The organism is Paracoccus cavernae (genome assembly GCF_042430175.1).
Lineage (GTDB): Bacteria > Pseudomonadota > Alphaproteobacteria > Rhodobacterales > Rhodobacteraceae > Paracoccus > Paracoccus cavernae.
Window position 1 is genome coordinate 25,831 of sequence record NZ_JBHMDZ010000014.1, and the last position, 16,571, is coordinate 42,401.

The following is a 16,571-nucleotide window of genomic DNA, read 5'->3' on the forward strand; positions in this document are numbered from 1 at the left end:
AAAGTCCTCAGGATAGGAAGGCGTAAAGGCGCTCCGAGACTTCTTCGGGTCGTTCGGCGTGAAGCCAATGGCCGGTCCCTTCGAGAAACTCGACCAGAGCCTGCGGAAAATAGCGATGGATCGCGGCAACAGCATCGGCGCCGCAATAATCGGATTGCCGTCCCGCCAAGGCCAGGACCGGACCCGTGAAACGGCCGGGTTCTAGCCCATCCGGCCAGCCGACCACCGCGTCCATATTCGCGCGGAGCGCTTCGAGGTTCATCTTCCAATGTGCGGGTTCGGTCTTGAGGTCCAGCGATTGCAGCAAAAACGCTCGAACGCCGGGGGTTTTGATACGCGCCGACAGACGCCTGTCCGCCTCGGAGCGGAGCTTCAGCCCGTTCAGGTCCAGTGATTCCATTGCATCGATCAGCCCGAGCTGGTCGTGCGGATAGGCGATCGGTGCGATATCGAGAACGACGAGCCGGCGCACCAGCTCGGGGCGGCGTAAAGCAGCGACCATCGCGGTTTTACCGCCCATCGAATGGCCGACGACATCCATCGGCGCGCGCTGCGCGGCAATGACCTCGGCCAGATCATCGGCGAGCGACAGATAGCCGTGGTCGTCACTGTGAAAGCTGTCGCCATGGTTGCGCATATCGACCGAGACGACCAGCCGGTCCTGTGCCAATCGGCGCGCGACCCCGCCAAGGTTTTTGCCCGAGCCGAATAGCCCGTGGGCGAGCAGGACCGGAGGGTGCTCCGAAGCCTCGCCCATCGTCGAAAAATGCAGCATGTCGCTTTCCTTTTTCTTTCAATCTAGCGGCACTGGCGCGGCGCGGCCAGTACCGCTATTTTGTCTGCGTTAAGGGAAGGCAAGCATGGCGATCGAAACTATCCGCAGCATGGCCGACGAGGTCGCAGGGCTGATGGCCTCGCGTTTCGGCGGGGCAAAGCGCGGTCAGAGCACTGATCTGACGACGATGCTGCGCAGGCGGGGCGGGGCTTTGCCGCGCAATATACGGCGAAAAGCGCATTATCTGGCCGAGGCCGACCGCATGGTCGATATGCCCAAGCTGGGCAAACAGATCGATCTCGACAGGGCGGATCGCTCCTACCGCAAGCTGGTCGCCTATCTCAAGCCGGTGGGCAAGGGCGCACGCTGGCAGAATCGCGCGATCAACCTCGGCGCGTCGCTGGCGCTGGCTTTGCTGGTGATCGGGGGGATTGCCCTGTGGATGCATCTGCGTCGGGGCGCTTTGTAAGGCCGGCAGGGCGACATTTCGCAAGGGCTGGTCCGGCGTGCGGGCCGGACGAAACCCCGGGGCAGGACGGACCTGCCACGGGGTATATTCGCTGGCTTACATGCCTTTATAAAGCGGGAAGCGCTGGCACAGAGCTTCGACTTCGGCACGGACCTTGGCTTCGACCGAAGCATTGCCCGCATCGCCGTTGGCGGCAAGGCCGTCGACAACTTCGACGATCCAGCGTGCGATCTGGCGGAATTCTTCTTCCTTGAAGCCGCGCGTGGTGCCTGCGGGCGAACCCAGACGGATGCCCGAGGTCACAAAGGGCTTTTCGGGGTCAAACGGCACGCCGTTCTTGTTGCAGGTGATATGCGCACGCCCCAGAGCCTCTTCGGTCGCCTTGCCGGTCACGCCTTTGGGGCGCAGGTCGGCGAGGCAGAGGTGGTTGTCGGTGCCGCCCGAAACGATGTCGATCCCGCCCTTCATCAGCTCGTCCGCCATGGATTGGGCGTTTTTGACGACCTGAGCCGCGTAATCCTTGAAGTCGGGACGCAGAGCTTCGCCGAAAGCGACGGCTTTCGCGGCGATGACATGCATCAGGGGACCGCCCTGCAGGCCGGGGAAGACCGCCGAGTTGATCTTTTTCGCGATCGTCTCGTCATTGGTCAGGACCATGCCGCCGCGCGGGCCGCGCAGCGATTTGTGGGTGGTGGTGGTCACGACATGGGCGTGCGGCAGCGGCGAGGGATGCTGGCCGCCTGCAACCAGACCCGCGATATGGGCCATGTCGACCATGAGGTAAGCGCCGACCTCGTCCGCGATCTTGCGGAATTCGGCCCAGTCCCAGACGCGCGAATAGGCGGTTCCGCCTGCGAGGATCAGTTTCGGCTTGGTGGCCAGAGCTTTCTCGCGGACTTCGGCCATATCCAGAAGCTGGTCCTGCTGGCGCACGCCGTAGGAAACGACGTTGAACCATTTGCCCGACATGTTGACCGGCGAGCCGTGGGTGAGGTGGCCGCCCGAGTTCAGGTCGAGGCCCATGAACGTGTCGCCCGGCTGCAGCAGCGCGAGGAAGACGGCCTGGTTCATCTGGCTGCCGGAGTTCGGCTGGACGTTGGCGAATTGGCAGCCGAACAGCTCTTTGGCGCGCTCGATGGCCAGCGTTTCGACGATATCGACATATTGGCAGCCGCCGTAGTAGCGCTTGCCCGGATAACCCTCGGCATATTTGTTGGTCAGGACCGAGCCTTGTGCTTCAAGCACGGCGCGGCTGACGATGTTTTCCGATGCGATCAGTTCGATCTCGTCGCGCTGGCGGCCGAGTTCCTGGCCGATTGCGGTGAAGATTGCATTGTCGCGGGTCTCAAGTGCCTCGGTGAAAAATCCGGTATCGGTCATCGCGCCCCTCATATCCTCTCGTGATGCGGTTGCGGTTTCGCTCGTCGAGGTTCTATCGGCTTTCGGCCATGTTTGCTAGGACGGTTGCGACGGCTAAGCTGTAGATCCTAGGCGCGGGCGCGCAAAGGCGGCAAAGCTGCGGGAAGACGAGGGGCCTGAATGAAGCTGCATTTCATCTCGAGCGGGACGGAAAGTGCCGAGGCGGCGCTGTATCTGCTGACCAAACGCTATGGTCAGGCCGCGCAGGAGACGGCGGATGTCGTGGTCGCTTTGGGCGGAGACGGCCTGATGCTGAGCGTGATGCACCAAAACGACGGCCTGCCGGTCTATGGCATGAACCGAGGTACGGTCGGCTTTTTGATGAACGAATACGAGGTCGATGATCTGCCCAAACGCATCGCGGATGCTGAGGAAACGGTGATCAATCCGCTCGCGATGACCGCAGAGACCGTCAAGGGAGAGATCTACCGCGGCCTTGCCATCAACGAGGTCGGGCTGTTGCGCGCGGGATCGCAAGCGGCACGTCTCGCCATCACCATCGACGGGCGCGAGCGTCTGGCAGAGCTGGTCTGCGACGGCGCGATCCTGTCGACGCCGGCCGGATCGACGGCCTACAACTATTCGGCCAATGGTCCGATCCTGCCGATCGGTTCGGATGTTCTCGCGCTCACCCCGATCGCGGCCTTTCGTCCGCGTCGTTGGCGCGGCGCGATTCTGCCCAAAACCGCCAAGGTGCGTTTCGACGTCCTCGACCCGCAAAAGCGCCCCGTGATGGCCGATGCGGATTCGCGCGGCGTGAGCTCGGTTCTCTGGGTCGAGGTTTCTTCCGACGACAGCGTCCAGCACCGTTTGCTCTTTGACCCGGGCCACGGGCTCGAGGAACGTCTCATTCGCGAACAATTTGTTTGAGGCCGGACGCGCGGCAGGCTAAAGGGCAGCATGGAAAACCGTGCCTCGCTCCCGCCCGAAATCGCCCGCCGCCGGACCTTCGCGATCATCGCGCATCCGGACGCCGGTAAAACCACCCTGACCGAGAAGTTTCTGCTTTTCGGCGGCGCCATCCAGATGGCTGGACAGGTCCGCGCAAAAGGCGAGGCGCGCCGGACGCGTTCGGACTTCATGAAAATGGAGCAGGATCGCGGGATTTCGGTCTCGGCCTCGGCGATGAGCTTCGAATACGGGCAGTTCCGCTTCAATCTGGTCGACACCCCCGGCCACAGCGACTTTTCCGAAGATACCTACCGCACGCTCACGGCGGTCGATGCCGCGATCATGGTGATCGACGGGGCGAAGGGCGTCGAATCCCAGACCCGCAAACTGTTCGAGGTTTGCCGGATGCGCGATCTGCCGATCCTGACCTTCTGTAACAAGATGGACCGCGAGGCGCGCGAGACTTTCGAGATCATCGACGAGATCCAGGAAAACCTTGCGATCGACGTGGCCCCCGCAAGCTGGCCGATCGGCTCGGGGCGCGATTTCATCGGCTGCTACGACATGCTGAACGACCGGCTCGAGCTGATGGACCGCGCCGACCGCAACAAGGTCGCGGAATCGATCAAGATCGAGGGGCTGGACGATCCGCAGCTGGCCGAACATGTTCCTGCCGATATGCTGGAAAAGCTGCGCGAAGAGGTCGAGATGGCGCGCGAGCTCTTGCCCGCCTTCGACCGCGCGCGCTTCCTTGAAGGCTCGATGACCCCGATCTGGTTCGGCTCGGCGATCAACAGCTTCGGCGTGCGCGAGCTGATGAACGGGATCGGCGCTTTCGGTCCCGAGCCGCAGCCGCAAAAGGCCGCCGAGCGTCCGGTCGAGCCCGAAGAGAACCGCGTCACCGGTTTCGTCTTCAAGGTTCAGGCCAACATGGACCCCAAACACCGCGACCGCGTCGCTTTCGTGCGCGTCGCCTCGGGTCATTTCGAGCGCGGCATGAAGCTTTTGCATGTGCGCAGCAAGAAGCCGATGGCGGTATCGAACCCCGTGCTTTTCCTTGCCGCCGACCGCGAGCTTGCCGACGAGGCATGGGCGGGCGACATCATCGGCATTCCCAACCACGGCCAGCTCCGCATCGGCGATGCCTTGACCGAGGGCGAGACCCTGCGTTTCACCGGCATCCCGAGCTTTGCGCCGGAACTGCTGCAAAACGTGCGCTCGACCGATCCGATGAAGGCCAAGCATCTCGAAAAGGCGCTGATGCAATTCGCCGAAGAGGGTGCCGCGAAAGTCTTCAAGCCGTTGATCGGCTCCGGCTATATCGTCGGCGTCGTGGGCGCGCTGCAGTTCGACGTGCTCGCCAGCCGGATCGAGATCGAATACGGCATTCCGGTGCGTTTCGAGCCTTCGCAATTCACCTCGGCACGCTGGCTTTCCGGCCCGAAGGACAAGGTCGAGGCCTTTGCCAACATCAACAAGCAGCACATCTCGACCGATCATGACGGCGATCTGGTCTATCTGACGCGCCTGCAATGGGACATCGACCGCGTGCAGCGCGACTATCCCGACCTGCACCTGACGGCGACCAAGGAAATGATGGTCTGAGCGGGCCATTGGCCAAATAAAAAAGGACCGGCCTCGCGCCGGTCCTTTTGTTTTCCGCGAACGGGCAGGGGATCAGACGACGGTCGCGTCCATCGTGACCTCGGCATTGAGCACGCGCGAGACGGGGCAATTGGCCTTGGCCTCCTGCGCGATTTCCAGAATGTCCGCCGGATCGGCATCGGCCGAGATCTGGGTGGTCAGATGCGCCTTGGTGATCGAAAAGCCCGCATCGTCGCGGTCGAGCGAGATTGCCGAGGTGCTGTTGATCTTGACGCCGGTAATCCCCGCGCCCGCCAGCATATTGGCCAGCGCCATCGAGAAACAGGCCGCATGGGCCGCGCCGATCAGCTCTTCGGGATTGGAGCCTGCCTTGCCCTCGAAACGGGTGGCAAAGCCGTAGGCCACATCCTTGAGGGCGCCGGACTGGCTGGAAATCGTGCCCGAGCCGGATTTCAGATCGCCTTCCCAATGGGCGGTGCCGGTTTTCGTGATCATGATGGTCTCCTTGATGGGCGCGCGGATCAAAATCGCGGCGGGCGGCTTGGGGGCCATGCGCCGTGCAAGATCCCGCAGAGGGGCTTCGCGGGGACAACGCGGGGCGGTCCGATAGGTTCACTTGCCAATCGCGCGAACACGGCATAACGCGGCATATCGCCTCGCGCGAAGGGGACCACCATGCCGTTACACGAACTCGCCGCGCTGGCCGCGGCTTTTTGCTGGGCCATTACCGGCATGTTGTCGAAGGATTCCGCCGATGCTCTGGGGCCTTTCGGCTTCAACCGTCTGCGCGAGGGCATGGTGACGGCGATGCTGGCCGTGATCGTTGTGGCAACCGGCCGCTGGCATGGCGTCGGCTATGACGATTTCTCGCGCCTCGCGCTGTCGGGGATCATCGGCATCTTCATCGGCGATACGATGCTTTACGTCGCGCTGGTGCGGATGGGGCCGCGCCGCTCGGGGGCGCTGTTTTCGCTCAATGCACCGATTGCCGCGCTGCTGGGCTGGGTGGTTCTGGGCGAGGATCTGAGCATCCGCGCGCTGGCGGGCGTTTTCCTGACCACCTGCGGCGTTGCGATGGCGGTGCTCGGGCGGACGGGCCGCGCCGGCGGCCACCGGTTCGAGGCGGTGCACGGCCCGATCTGGGCTGCGGTGGGCTTCGGCCTGGTCGCGGCGACAGGGCAGGCGGCAGGCTCGCTGATCGCGCGGCCGGTGATGGCGACGGGGTTCGACCCCTATGTCGCCTCGCTGATCCGCGTGGGCGTTGCCGTGACCTGCATCACCGCGCTCATGGCCTTGCCGATCCCCGCGATCCAGCAACGCGGACGCATCACGGCGCGCCTTTTGGGGATGACCGCGCTTTCGGGCTTTATCGCCATGGTCGTCGGCATGACGCTTTTGATGTTCGCCTTGCAGGGCGGCTATGTCGGGATCGTCTCGACGCTTTCGGCGCTCTCGCCCATCCTGATCCTGCCCGCGATCTGGGCCGTGACCGGCGAGCGCCCTTCGGCGGTGAGCTGGCTCGGCGCGCTTTTTGCGGTGCTGGGGATGGGGCTGATCTTTCTTTAGGGCGGCGTGAAAAAAGCCGCCCCACCGCATACGGGGCGGCTTAACCCAACAGCCGCTCGGCTTCCTGAATGGCGAAGCGGTCGGTCATGCCCGCGACATAATCGAGCACGATCCGAGCCAGTTCGGTCTCGTCCTGCGCCGCATCCGCAAAGACATGCCAATCGTCGGGCAGCTTGCCCGGATCGGCGAGATAGAGCGGGAACAGCCCGTTGAGCATTTCCGTCACGCGCTTGCGTTCGACCACCACCGAAGGTGCGCGATACATATGCGTGAAGAGAAAGCTCTTGAGCGCCTTGAGGTTCTGGTAGAGCGGCTTTGAAAAGCGGATGATCGGACCGTCCATCGCGCGGATGTCGTGGACATTTTGCGGCTGAAGCGCCAGCAGCCGGTTCTGCGCCACCGCGATCACATCCTCGACCATGACGCCGAAGACGCGCCGCAGGGCCTCGTGACGGCGCCGCATCGGCTCGAGACCGGGGTGGCGGGCATCGACCTGCGCGAAAGCCTCGCCGATGATCGGAAGCTCGGCCAGCTCGTCCTCGGTGAAAAGTCCCGCGCGCAACCCGTCGTGAAGGTCGTGGTGGTTATAGGCGACATCATCGGCCACGGCCGCGACCTGCGCCTCGGCGCTGGCATTGGTGTGCAGCTCCAGATCCCATTCGGCATTCACATCGGCCAAAGCATAGGGCAGGGGGCCGGTGATCGGGCCATTGTGCTTGGCGATGCCCTCAAGACTTTCCCAAGTCAGGTTCAGCCCGTCGAAATCGGCGTAATGGCGTTCGAGCTTGGTCACGATGCGGAGCGCCTGCGCATTGTGGTCGAAACCGCCGTAAGGCTCCATCAGGATGGCCAGTGCATCCTCGCCGGTATGGCCGAAGGGCGGGTGGCCGAGGTCATGGGCCAAAGCCACCGTCTCGGCCAGATCCTGATTGAGACCCAATGCCCCCGCGATGGTGCGCGCGACCTGCGCCACCTCGATCGTATGGGTCAGGCGGGTGCGGTAGTAATCGCCCTCGTGCTCGACGAAGACCTGCGTTTTGTGCTTGAGGCGGCGGAAGGCGCTCGAATGGATGATGCGGTCGCGGTCGCGCTGCCAGGGGCTGCGGAAGGTCGACATGGTTTCGGGCCAGCGACGGCCGCGGCTTTGGTCCGGTTGGCATGCGAATGGTGCAGACATGGCTTTCCTTGCGGCGGTACAAAGCAAAGCCTATATTCGAGTCTTCAAGACGGAAATGGGAACGCCTCATGAACGTGGCACTGAACCTGCCCCCAAAGGTCACCGAACGGGCATTCGCCCGTCTCGCCGAGATCAATGACGCCGGAGAGATCCGCCCCCTGCGCGTAGCCGTGCTGGGCGGGGGATGCTCGGGTTTTCAATATGATATCCGCCTCGACAACAAGGCGGAGGATGATCTGGTGCTCGAGCAGCTGGGTCAGGCCGTGGTGATCGATCCCGTCTCGCTGCCGTTTCTGGCAGGCGCCGTGATCGATTTCGCCGACGAGCTGATCGGTGCGCGATTCACGATCGAGAACCCGAATGCGACCTCTTCTTGTGGCTGCGGCACATCGTTCTCCATCTGATGTGGATTGAAATCGGCGTCATCCTTGTTCTGACAGTCGTGAACGGTCTGCTCGCTATGGCCGAGTTGGCGGTTGTGTCCTCGCGGCCCGTGCGTCTTGCGACCATGGCCGAAAAAGGCAGCCGCGGGGCGCGGATCGCACAGGAGTTGCGTGAAGAGCCCGGCCGCTTTCTGTCGGCGGTGCAGGTCGGCATTACGCTGGTCGGCATCCTGAACGGCGCCGTCTCCGGCGCGACGCTGGGCTTGCGCGCGACCAATGCGCTGGTTGCCTCGGGCATGCCGCTGAGCGTGGCGGGGCCTTTGGGCGTCGGTGCCGTCGTCGCCATCATCACCTATCTGTCGCTGGTCGCGGGCGAGCTTGTGCCCAAACAGATCGCCATGGCCCGCCCCGAAGAGATCGCGGCGCGCGTGGCCCCCGCCATGAGCGTGATCGCCAAAGTCGCGACACCGCTCGTCTGGCTGCTCAACGGCTCGACCAAGCTGATGCTGCGCCTGATCGGCGTCAAAGCCAGCAGCGACGGCGACATCACCGACGAAGACGTGCGCATGACCATCGCCGAGGCGACGCGGGCCGGCGTGATTTTGCCCGACGAACGTGGCATGATCGCGGGCGTGATGCGCGTGGCCGACCGCACCGCGCGCGCCATGATGACGCCGCGCCGCGATGTCGAAACCATCGACCTGCAAGACAGCCCCGAGGTCATTCTGGAACATGCCCGCAATGCGCGCTCGTCGCGCGTGCCGGTCTGTGACGGGAGCGAGGACAATATCGTCGGCGTGGTCGCGATCAAGGATCTGATCGGCGACGAACATCCCGATCTGCGCAAGCTGATCCGCGACGCGCCGATGGTGCTTGATACCGCCAAGGCGATGTCGGTCGTGGAAATCATGCGCAAAACGCCCGAGCGCATGGTCTTCGTCTATGACGAGTTCGGCCACTTCCAGGGCGTCATCACCACGATGGACCTGCTCGAGGCGATTGCCGGCGATTTCGAGGATGGTGCGGGCGACGATCCCGATATCGTCCGGCGCGCCGACGGCAGCTGGCTGGTCGCGGGCTCGGAAAGCGCCGACGAGTTTGCGGGCGAGACCGGTTTCCCGCTGCCCCTGCCCGAGGGCGATTACTCGACAGTTGCAGGTCTGGTGCTGAACCTTCTGGGCCAGATCCCCCGCACGGGAGAGACCTTCACCTATCAGGGCTGGACCTTCGAGGTCGCCGATATGGATGCGATGCGGATCGACAAGCTGATCGTGACCGCGCCAAGTGAAAACGCGACAGAGGTTTGAAAGCGGGGGCGTTCAGCCCCCGTTTTCCGTTTCGGCCGGCTCTTCGCCCTCGGGCAGATCCTCGTTGAAGCGCAAGGTATTCATGAACGGATCGATCACCGTCATGCTGCGCCCCCAAGGCATGGTCTCGATCCCCGGCCGGAAATAGCGATAGCGGTGCGCGCTGATCTCGCGGTGGAAATCGTCGATCCCCTTCATGCGCACGAAAACCGTCGAGCCGGGCGTCGAATCGCCGTGATGCTCGCTCAGGTGCAGCACCAGCCCCGCGCGGCTGATCTGCGCATAAAGCGGCGCATCGGGGTGGAAGCGATGCTCCCAATCCCAGCTCATCCCCAGAAAACCGCAGTAGAAATCCCGCGCTTTCCCGATGTCGAAGATGCGCATGATCGGCGCGGTCTCGGTGAAGTTCATTTGCCTCTCCCAGCCGTTCCGGCATATGGTCGCCACTATGAAGATTGCAAGTTTCAACATCAACGGCGTTCGCGCCCGTATTTCGCAACTGACCGATTGGCTGGCCAGCGCCGCGCCCGATGTGGTCGTGCTGCAGGAAATCAAAACGCAGGACGAAAGCTTCCCGCGCGAGGTGCTCGAAGACCTCGGCTGGCGGGTCGAGACTTTCGGCCAAAAGGGCTTCAACGGGGTTGCAATCCTGTCGAAACTCCCGCTCGAGGACATATCGCGCGGCCTGCCCGGTGACGACAGCGACGAGCAGTCGCGCTGGATCGAGGCCACGGTGATCGGGACCCGCGCCGTGCGGATCGCGGGGCTTTACCTGCCCAACGGCAACCCCGCGCCGGGGCCGAAATACGATTACAAACTGGCCTGGATGGAGCGTCTGCACCGCCATGCCGCACGCTTCCTCGAAAGCGAGATGCCGGTGGTGATGCTTGGCGATTACAACGTGATCCCGCAGCCCGCCGATGTGGCTTTCCCCGAAAAGTGGACGACCGACGCGCTCTTTCTGCCCGAAAGCCGCGCGAGCCTGCGCCGCATCGAATATCAGGGCTGGACCGATGCCCTGCGCATCCGCGATCCCGATGCCGAAAAAGGCCCATTCACCTTCTGGGACTATCAGGCCGGCGCGTGGGAGAAGAACAACGGCATCCGCATCGACCATCTTCTGCTCAGCCCCGAGGCGGCCGATCTGATGGTGGATGCCGGCGTCGACCGCGACCAGCGCGCCGCCGAAAAGCCGAGCGATCATGTCCCCGTCTGGGTCGAACTCGCTGCCTGAGGCCTGCGCCCTGCGGTGACGCAATCGCGATCTTTCATGTCCCAATATCCCCGGGGGAGGAGAGGCATTCGTCCCTAGAGGACGAAATGCCTCGCCGGGGGCGGGAAGCCCCCGACCTTCGATCCGCCTGACCCGCGCATGGCGCAGCGGCCCAGGCGCGTGCTCAGTCGTTGTCTTCGTTGTCGTAATCGTCGTCGCCGAACAAAGCGTCGTCATCGCTTTCGTCTTCGCCCTCGGGGACGAACTTCGACGAAAAGGCCATCGAACGGTCGTTATGGCTCGGGTCCATGACGACATCCGAGGGAATCTCCCCCGAGAGCCATTCGCGGATCTCGTCGCGGGCCTCGCGTGGGTCTTGTTCGGTGACTTCGGCGATATAGGCGATGAAGGCGCGCTGGTCGCCGTCGATTTCCTCAAGCTCGTTCTCGTCGACATCGGGCCACTTTTCCGAAATCGCGTCGAAGAAGGCGGACCAATTGTCCTGAACCTGCTGCCATTTCATCAGTAGCCTCCTCCCGAGACACCCCCTTGGACCAGACGCGAAGCGCCGGTGATATCCTCTCCGACACCAGCAACCGTATTGCAGCCGGACAGTGTGAGCGTCGCCAAAATTGCGGCGGTGAACAGACGTTTCATTCCTTCTCCTCTTGCCACCAGAGTTCCGGCAGGAACCCCGGCCAATCGCCGTAAAGCGGTATGCGTTCAGGATAATGCAGGTCCGATAGATGGGCCAAGCGCGAAATCCTAGAGTAACTGACAGGCACAACGTAACGACCGGCGGTTAAGATCCGGTCAAGCGCACGCACCGCGGCACGGTAGTTTTCAGGCGAATCCGTGGTCAGCATCTCGGTAATCATGGCTTCGGCGGCGGGCGAATCCATCCCCATCCAGTTCTTCGTCCCCGGCTGCGTCACGCCATCGTGACCCCAGTAAAGCCGCTGCTCGTTGCCCGGAGAGAGCGAAAGCGCCCGTTCGTACCATGTCATGTCGAATTGGTAGTTGTTCGTGCGCTCGATGAACTGGGCCGAATCGAGCAGGGTGATCCGCGCCTCCATCCCGAGATTGCGCAGGGATTGGGTGTAGATATCGACGATCTGGCGGGTCTCGGAGCTGGTGCGCATCGCCGAGCCCGACTGGTTGAGAAGGATCTCGAAGCGGAACGGCTGGTCCTCGCCGTTGCGCAAAATGCCGTCTTCGTGGACCGTCCATCCGGCCTCCGCCAACAGCGCCACCGCGCGCCGGATGCCCGCACGGTCGAGAACGCGGGGGCCGCCTTCGGGCAGGCTGTAGCCCTCGATCGTGCCATAGGGCAGCTCGGCCGCGAAGGGGGCAAGAAGTTCGGCCTCGCGGCCCGAGGCGGGGCCGTGGTCCATGGCGAGATCCGAATTCGCGAAATAGCTGGTGACGCGCGGATCGGTGCCGCCGGTCAGGGTCTGGTTGATGAATTCGAAGTTGAAGGCTTCGATCATGGCCTGCCGCACGCGCCAATCTCCGAACAGCGGATTGCGGGTGTTCATCACCAGCCCCATGATCCCCGAAGGCCGGTGATGCGGGATCTCGCTTTTGGTCACACTGCCGTCGCTCACGGCGGGAAAGGTGAAATCGCGGTCCCATTTCGCGGCCACCAGCTCGCGCCAGACGTCGATCTCGCCGGCCTTGAAGGCCTCGAACATGGCCGAGGCATCGCCGAAATAATCGTAGCGGATCTCGTCGAGGTTGTTGAGGCCGCGCATGACCGGCAGGTCCTTGCCCCAGTAATCGGGATTGCGGCGGAAGGTGATGCGGCGGCCCGGATCGACGCTGTCGACGACATAGGGGCCGGTGCCGATGGGCACATCGAGGCTGGATTGGCTGAAATCCTTGCCCTCCCATTGCGCCTTTTTCAGGATCGGGCGCATGCCCATCAGCAAGGGCAGTTCGCGGTCGATCTCGGTAAAGGAAAAGCGGACCGAGCGCGGGCCGGTCTGGGCCATTTCGGCGACTTTCGACCAGACGCCGCGATAGCGCGGGTGGCCCTGCGTTCCGAGGGTCTCGTAGGACCACATCACATCTTCGACAGTCACGGGGCTGCCGTCGGAAAAACGGGCCTCGGGGCGCAAGGTGAACTCGACCCAGGACCCGTCCGGCGCCGTCTCGGCGCTTTCCGCAAGCAGTCCGTAGAGGGTGAAGGGCTCGTCGATCGAGCGGTACATCAGGCTCTCGGTGACGTGAACGCCAACCGACCAGACGGGGTTTCCCATCAAAACCCAAGGTTTCAGCGAGTTGAAATTCCCTGCCTCGCCGAACCGAATCGAGCCGCCCTTGGGCGCATCGGCCCGCGCATAGGGCAGGGATTCGAAATCGGCGGAAAGGGCCGGTTCTCCATAGATTGCAAGGGCATGGGACGGTTCGGCAAGGCTTGCCAGCGGCATCCCTGCAACACCAAGAAAAACCGCCACAATTCGCAGAATCGCGGATTCGTTAGAAATTTTGAAGAATCGCATACGAGTCCCGCCCGGTTTTTCTTATTTGTCTTGCCTCGGGATGCAGATTACCGCGCGCTTAACCGAGTGGCAAACTTCCTCCTTGGACTCAGAGGGGAAAAAGCATATAGATAAGGCACTGCTCGATAGGTTTCTTGCCTGTATGAAACCTGCCTCATGACTTAGCGCCCGCCTTGTGCGGGCGTTTTTTTTATGCGGAACTTGTCCCCGCAGCATAGGGTTCATGCTGCATATGCAAACGAAATTGGGGATCGTCATGTTCGAGAAGTTCCTGGCCGGAAAGACGGCTGTCGTGACCGGGTCGAATTCGGGGATTGGCTTGGGTGTCGCGCACGAGCTTGCCCGTGCCGGTGCGGATCTTGTCATCAACAGCTTCACCGATGCGCCCGAGGATCACGCTCTGGCCGAGGCTCTGGCCAAAGAGCATGGCGTCAAGGTTCGCTATATCCAGGCCGATATGTCGAAAGGCGCGGAATGCCGTGCCCTGATCGAAAAGGCGGGGGTTTGCGATATTCTGGTGAATAACGCGGGCATCCAATATGTCGCGCCGATCGACGAGTTTCCGGTCGAGAAATGGGATGCGATCATCGCGATCAACCTGTCCTCGGCCTTCCACACCACAGCCGTCGCGCTGCCGATGATGCGCAAGGCCGGCTGGGGCCGCATCGTCAACATCGCCTCGGCCCATGGTTTGCGTGCCTCGGAGTTCAAATCGGCCTATGTCGCGGCGAAGCACGGCGTGGTCGGGCTGACCAAGACGACCGCGCTCGAGACCGCGCGCGAGCCGATCACCGCCAATGCGATCTGTCCGGGCTATGTTCTGACGCCGATCGTCGAGAAGCAGATCCCCGACCAGATGAAGGCCCACAACATGAGCCGCGAGGATGTGATCGCGAAGGTGATGTTGCAGCGCCAACCCTCGGGCGAGTTCGCGACGACGGCGCAGATGGGGGGGACGGCGGTGTTTTTGTGCTCGCCGGCCGCCGACCAGATCACCGGCACGACGATTTCCGTTGATGGCGGCTGGACCGCGATGTGATCGCCGGAAAACGGGTATTTATGTGATGAAGAAAGCGGGCAGGGGGGAACTCTGCCCGCTTTCTTCTGTGCGTGACGGGCCGTGGATCAGCCCCAGACCGCTTCGAATTCGCGCCACTCGCCTTTGCTGAGGCCCGAGTTCTCGAAGGTCACCGTTTCGCCTGCGAGGCGGCGTTTGATGATCTCGATCCCTTTGCCCGAAAGCTGCGTGCCGCCGAGGCGGTAATCCTCGAAGGCGCCATAGGCGAAGGGCACCCAATCCTTGACGATCTGGCCCATGGTTTCGGCATAGACGCGGATTTCGTATTGGGCATGGGGGTCGGCGCGCAGGCGCAGGAAGTGGAAGAGGTTGTGCAGATCCACCTTCCAATACCATTGCGTATAGATATTGGCGGGCAGGTTCATGCGGGCCAGTTCGCGCGCGAGGCCCTGCTGGCCGTCCTGGCTGAGCATGGATTCGTAGCTGTCGTAGCTGCGCATCGCGTCTTCGCGCAAAAGGTCGAGGACGCGGGCGGCCTCTTCGCCTTGCAGCGTCTGGCCGCGGCCCTGATTGTTCACCGTCGATTGCGCGGCGAGCTGTTCGGGGGCGGGGATGTAGAATTCGCGGTCGAGGATCGAGTAGCGCGCCGAATATTCGTTCACATTGGCGGTGCGGTGGCGGATCCATTGGCGGGCGACGAAGACCGGCAATTTGACGTGGAATTTGACTTCGCACATCTCGAACGGGGTCGAGTGCCAGTGGCGCATGAGATAGCGGATCAGGCCTTCGTCATTGCTGACCGATTTGGTGCCGCGGCCGTAGCTGACGCGGGCGGCCTGCGTGATCGCGCTGTCGTCGCCCATATAGTCGATGACGCGGACAAGGCCGTGATCAAGGACCGGATGGGCGGTATAGAGATGCTTTTCCATCCCCGGGGAAACCGCGCGCAGGGTCGGCTGCGGATGGGCACGCTGCTCGTCGATTTCGGCTTGCTGTTCGGGGGTCAGGGGCATCGCAGAATCCTCGTCTTTGTAGGTTCTGTTTCTGGCACCCAGGCGCTCTTCTTGCAACGTGCAACTGCCGTGACGTGAGGTGGGGGGAATTGTGTAATTTATGGCCGCGTGCCAGTCTTCGGTCAAAGTCCTCGGGAGGAAAGTGATGAATATTCGCTATTTGCACACGATGGTGCGCGTTGCCGATCTGGAAAAGACCATGGCGTTCTTCGGCCTTCTCGGGCTGGTGGAAACGCGCAGGATCGACAACGACAAGGGCCGCTTCACGTTGGTCTTCATGGCGCCACCCGGTCAGCCGGATACGCCGGTCGAGCTGACCTATAACTGGGACGGGGACGAGGGCCTGCCTTCGGACAGCCGCCATTTCGGCCATCTCGCCTACCGTGTCGAGAATATCTATGACCTGTGCCAGAAGCTGATGGACGCGGGTGTGGTGATCAACCGCCCGCCGCGCGACGGCCATATGGCCTTTGTGAGGAGCCCCGACAATGTTTCGATCGAGCTGCTGCAGGAGGGGGACCATCTGCCGCCGCAGGAGCCTTGGTCGAGCATGGCCAATACCGGCCATTGGTGAGCCCGTATGCAAGGGACAGGCAGCCGGATTATGCGGCTGCCTGTCGGGAATGCGGAACCGGATGTCTCCGCGGTGATCGGCCCTGATGCGGGGGATGCGGTTCCGTTGCACCGGAAAATTCCGGCGCGTTCAAAGCTTTGTGGTCAGTAGATGTAGCGGATTTGTTCGGACCAGAAGCGTTCGATCCGGCGCCATTGCAGGTTGACCTGTTCGATCGCCGGATCGTCGAGAATGCCCGATGCTTCCAGCCCGTCGGCATGGGTCGCGAAAAGGGAGGCGACGGTATCGCGGACCAATTGTCCCGAATCGGTCAGGCGCACGCGGACCGAGCGGCGGTCCGCCTCGCTGCGTTCGTGGCTAACGAAGCCCATCTGCACCAGCTTCTTGAGATTATAGGACACGTTCGAGCCCTGATAGATCCCGCGCGAACGCAATTCGCCCGCCGACACTTCGGAAGAGCCGAGATTATACAGGATCAGCGCCTGCACCGGCGTCAGGTCGTCGCGGCCCAGACGCTCGAATTCGTCTTTGACCAGATCCAGCAAAAGCCGGTGCAGACGTTCGAGAATCTGCAGGCTTTCAAGATAGGAGCCGGTCCGGTCGCGCGCCAAGGTCGGGCGCATGGCAGAAGCAATATTCGGGGGCATGAACAAATCC

19 protein-coding genes are annotated in these 16,571 nt (G+C 62.7%); 9 read left to right on the forward strand and 10 right to left on the reverse strand.

The genetic code is table 11. The features are described 5' to 3' along the window. Positions 1-7: 7 nt before the first annotated feature. Complete coding sequence (locus ACFFUC_RS11085; protein WP_377686223.1) at positions 8-775, reverse strand: alpha/beta fold hydrolase; 768 nt, start codon at positions 773-775, stop codon at positions 8-10. A gap of 85 nt (positions 776-860) precedes the next feature. Here ACFFUC_RS11085 and ACFFUC_RS11090 point away from each other — a divergent pair, with 85 nt between their 5' ends. Further along, positions 861-1,244, forward strand: a complete 384-nt coding sequence (locus ACFFUC_RS11090; protein ID WP_377686225.1) for a hypothetical protein — start codon at positions 861-863, stop codon at positions 1,242-1,244. A gap of 96 nt (positions 1,245-1,340) precedes the next feature. Here the strand turns inward: ACFFUC_RS11090 and glyA are convergent, their stop codons facing one another. Continuing rightward, complete coding sequence (glyA, locus tag ACFFUC_RS11095) at positions 1,341-2,624, reverse strand: serine hydroxymethyltransferase (RefSeq protein WP_377686226.1); 1,284 nt, start codon at positions 2,622-2,624, stop codon at positions 1,341-1,343. 159 nt (positions 2,625-2,783) lie between these two features. On the opposite strand from glyA, the gene ACFFUC_RS11100 reads away from it, so the two are divergent. Then, the gene (locus ACFFUC_RS11100; RefSeq protein ID WP_377686228.1) at positions 2,784-3,533 is read left to right on the forward strand and encodes an NAD kinase; all 750 of its coding nucleotides are present in this window, start codon (positions 2,784-2,786) and stop codon (positions 3,531-3,533) included. Between the two features lie 30 nt (positions 3,534-3,563). Then, complete coding sequence (locus tag ACFFUC_RS11105) at positions 3,564-5,159, forward strand: peptide chain release factor 3 (RefSeq protein WP_377686230.1); 1,596 nt, start codon at positions 3,564-3,566, stop codon at positions 5,157-5,159. 72 nt (positions 5,160-5,231) lie between these two features. Here the strand turns inward: ACFFUC_RS11105 and ACFFUC_RS11110 are convergent, their stop codons facing one another. After that, positions 5,232-5,654 (reverse strand): OsmC family protein, encoded by a 423-nt coding sequence (locus ACFFUC_RS11110; RefSeq protein WP_377686231.1) that lies wholly within the window; start codon positions 5,652-5,654, stop codon positions 5,232-5,234. A gap of 180 nt (positions 5,655-5,834) precedes the next feature. Here ACFFUC_RS11110 and ACFFUC_RS11115 point away from each other — a divergent pair, with 180 nt between their 5' ends. After that, positions 5,835-6,725, forward strand: a complete 891-nt coding sequence (locus tag ACFFUC_RS11115; protein WP_377686233.1) for a DMT family transporter — start codon at positions 5,835-5,837, stop codon at positions 6,723-6,725. A 40-nt stretch (positions 6,726-6,765) separates the two neighbouring features. Here the strand turns inward: ACFFUC_RS11115 and ACFFUC_RS11120 are convergent, their stop codons facing one another. Then, positions 6,766-7,902: a deoxyguanosinetriphosphate triphosphohydrolase gene (locus ACFFUC_RS11120; protein WP_377686234.1), complete on the reverse strand. Its 1,137-nt coding sequence runs from the start codon at positions 7,900-7,902 to the stop codon at positions 6,766-6,768. Positions 7,903-7,970: 68 nt separating this feature from the next. Here ACFFUC_RS11120 and ACFFUC_RS11125 point away from each other — a divergent pair, with 68 nt between their 5' ends. Then, the gene (locus ACFFUC_RS11125; protein WP_377686236.1) at positions 7,971-8,306 is read left to right on the forward strand and encodes a HesB/IscA family protein; all 336 of its coding nucleotides are present in this window, start codon (positions 7,971-7,973) and stop codon (positions 8,304-8,306) included. After that, a complete protein-coding gene (locus tag ACFFUC_RS11130) occupies positions 8,306-9,592 on the forward strand; it encodes a hemolysin family protein (protein ID WP_377686238.1) in 1,287 nt (428 codons plus the stop codon). Before ACFFUC_RS11125 ends, ACFFUC_RS11130 begins: the two co-directional genes overlap by 1 nt. Before the next feature lie 12 nt (positions 9,593-9,604). Here the strand turns inward: ACFFUC_RS11130 and ACFFUC_RS11135 are convergent, their stop codons facing one another. Further along, entirely contained in the window at positions 9,605-10,003 is a 399-nt protein-coding gene (locus tag ACFFUC_RS11135; protein WP_377686240.1) for a glyoxalase superfamily protein, read from the reverse strand. 37 nt (positions 10,004-10,040) lie between these two features. Here ACFFUC_RS11135 and xth point away from each other — a divergent pair, with 37 nt between their 5' ends. Then, entirely contained in the window at positions 10,041-10,826 is a 786-nt protein-coding gene (xth, locus tag ACFFUC_RS11140) for an exodeoxyribonuclease III (RefSeq protein ID WP_377686242.1), read from the forward strand. Positions 10,827-10,989: 163 nt separating this feature from the next. On the opposite strand, the gene ACFFUC_RS11145 is transcribed toward xth, so the two are convergent. The 3 genes from ACFFUC_RS11145 to ACFFUC_RS11155 are packed head-to-tail and all read right to left on the reverse strand — an operon-like array spanning position 10,990 to position 13,309. Then, a complete protein-coding gene (locus ACFFUC_RS11145) occupies positions 10,990-11,328 on the reverse strand; it encodes a hypothetical protein (protein ID WP_377686244.1) in 339 nt (112 codons plus the stop codon). After that, complete coding sequence (locus ACFFUC_RS11150; protein WP_377686246.1) at positions 11,328-11,462, reverse strand: lipoprotein; 135 nt, start codon at positions 11,460-11,462, stop codon at positions 11,328-11,330. Before ACFFUC_RS11150 ends, ACFFUC_RS11145 begins: the two co-directional genes overlap by 1 nt. Continuing rightward, positions 11,459-13,309, reverse strand: a complete 1,851-nt coding sequence (locus tag ACFFUC_RS11155; RefSeq protein WP_377686248.1) for an extracellular solute-binding protein — start codon at positions 13,307-13,309, stop codon at positions 11,459-11,461. The genes ACFFUC_RS11150 and ACFFUC_RS11155 overlap by 4 nt, the downstream gene beginning before the upstream one ends. Before the next feature lie 256 nt (positions 13,310-13,565). On the opposite strand from ACFFUC_RS11155, the gene ACFFUC_RS11160 reads away from it, so the two are divergent. Beyond that, the gene (locus ACFFUC_RS11160; protein ID WP_377686305.1) at positions 13,566-14,348 is read left to right on the forward strand and encodes a 3-hydroxybutyrate dehydrogenase; all 783 of its coding nucleotides are present in this window, start codon (positions 13,566-13,568) and stop codon (positions 14,346-14,348) included. A gap of 86 nt (positions 14,349-14,434) precedes the next feature. Here the strand turns inward: ACFFUC_RS11160 and thyX are convergent, their stop codons facing one another. Continuing rightward, complete coding sequence (gene thyX, locus ACFFUC_RS11165; RefSeq protein WP_377686251.1) at positions 14,435-15,340, reverse strand: FAD-dependent thymidylate synthase; 906 nt, start codon at positions 15,338-15,340, stop codon at positions 14,435-14,437. 145 nt (positions 15,341-15,485) lie between these two features. Here thyX and ACFFUC_RS11170 point away from each other — a divergent pair, with 145 nt between their 5' ends. Further along, complete coding sequence (locus ACFFUC_RS11170) at positions 15,486-15,914, forward strand: VOC family protein (RefSeq protein ID WP_377686253.1); 429 nt, start codon at positions 15,486-15,488, stop codon at positions 15,912-15,914. Between the two features lie 143 nt (positions 15,915-16,057). On the opposite strand, the gene ACFFUC_RS11175 is transcribed toward ACFFUC_RS11170, so the two are convergent. Continuing rightward, positions 16,058-16,561: a MarR family winged helix-turn-helix transcriptional regulator gene (locus tag ACFFUC_RS11175; RefSeq protein WP_377686255.1), complete on the reverse strand. Its 504-nt coding sequence runs from the start codon at positions 16,559-16,561 to the stop codon at positions 16,058-16,060. Between the last annotated feature and the right edge of the window lie 10 nt (positions 16,562-16,571).

Bases quoted from the DNA above. Each gene is read 5' to 3' on its own strand.
- ACFFUC_RS11110 (WP_377686231.1), bottom strand. From the start codon at position 5,654: ATGATCACGAAAACCGGCACCGCCCATTGGGAAGGCGATCTGAAATCC.
- ACFFUC_RS11150 (WP_377686246.1), bottom strand. From the start codon at position 11,462: ATGAAACGTCTGTTCACCGCCGCAATTTTGGCGACGCTCACACTGTCC.
- ACFFUC_RS11105 (WP_377686230.1), top strand. From the start codon at position 3,564: ATGGAAAACCGTGCCTCGCTCCCGCCCGAAATCGCCCGCCGCCGGACC.
- ACFFUC_RS11115 (WP_377686233.1), top strand. From the start codon at position 5,835: ATGCCGTTACACGAACTCGCCGCGCTGGCCGCGGCTTTTTGCTGGGCC.
- ACFFUC_RS11130 (WP_377686238.1), top strand. From the start codon at position 8,306: ATGTGGATTGAAATCGGCGTCATCCTTGTTCTGACAGTCGTGAACGGT.
- xth (WP_377686242.1), top strand. From the start codon at position 10,041: ATGAAGATTGCAAGTTTCAACATCAACGGCGTTCGCGCCCGTATTTCG.
- ACFFUC_RS11100 (WP_377686228.1), top strand. From the start codon at position 2,784: ATGAAGCTGCATTTCATCTCGAGCGGGACGGAAAGTGCCGAGGCGGCG.
- glyA (WP_377686226.1), bottom strand. From the start codon at position 2,624: ATGACCGATACCGGATTTTTCACCGAGGCACTTGAGACCCGCGACAAT.
- ACFFUC_RS11085 (WP_377686223.1), bottom strand. From the start codon at position 775: ATGCTGCATTTTTCGACGATGGGCGAGGCTTCGGAGCACCCTCCGGTC.
- ACFFUC_RS11125 (WP_377686236.1), top strand. From the start codon at position 7,971: ATGAACGTGGCACTGAACCTGCCCCCAAAGGTCACCGAACGGGCATTC.
- ACFFUC_RS11155 (WP_377686248.1), bottom strand. From the start codon at position 13,309: ATGCGATTCTTCAAAATTTCTAACGAATCCGCGATTCTGCGAATTGTG.
- ACFFUC_RS11160 (WP_377686305.1), top strand. From the start codon at position 13,566: ATGTTCGAGAAGTTCCTGGCCGGAAAGACGGCTGTCGTGACCGGGTCG.
- ACFFUC_RS11145 (WP_377686244.1), bottom strand. From the start codon at position 11,328: ATGAAATGGCAGCAGGTTCAGGACAATTGGTCCGCCTTCTTCGACGCG.
- ACFFUC_RS11120 (WP_377686234.1), bottom strand. From the start codon at position 7,902: ATGTCTGCACCATTCGCATGCCAACCGGACCAAAGCCGCGGCCGTCGC.
- ACFFUC_RS11175 (WP_377686255.1), bottom strand. From the start codon at position 16,561: ATGCCCCCGAATATTGCTTCTGCCATGCGCCCGACCTTGGCGCGCGAC.
- ACFFUC_RS11170 (WP_377686253.1), top strand. From the start codon at position 15,486: ATGAATATTCGCTATTTGCACACGATGGTGCGCGTTGCCGATCTGGAA.
- ACFFUC_RS11090 (WP_377686225.1), top strand. From the start codon at position 861: ATGGCGATCGAAACTATCCGCAGCATGGCCGACGAGGTCGCAGGGCTG.
- ACFFUC_RS11135 (WP_377686240.1), bottom strand. From the start codon at position 10,003: ATGAACTTCACCGAGACCGCGCCGATCATGCGCATCTTCGACATCGGG.
- thyX (WP_377686251.1), bottom strand. From the start codon at position 15,340: ATGCCCCTGACCCCCGAACAGCAAGCCGAAATCGACGAGCAGCGTGCC.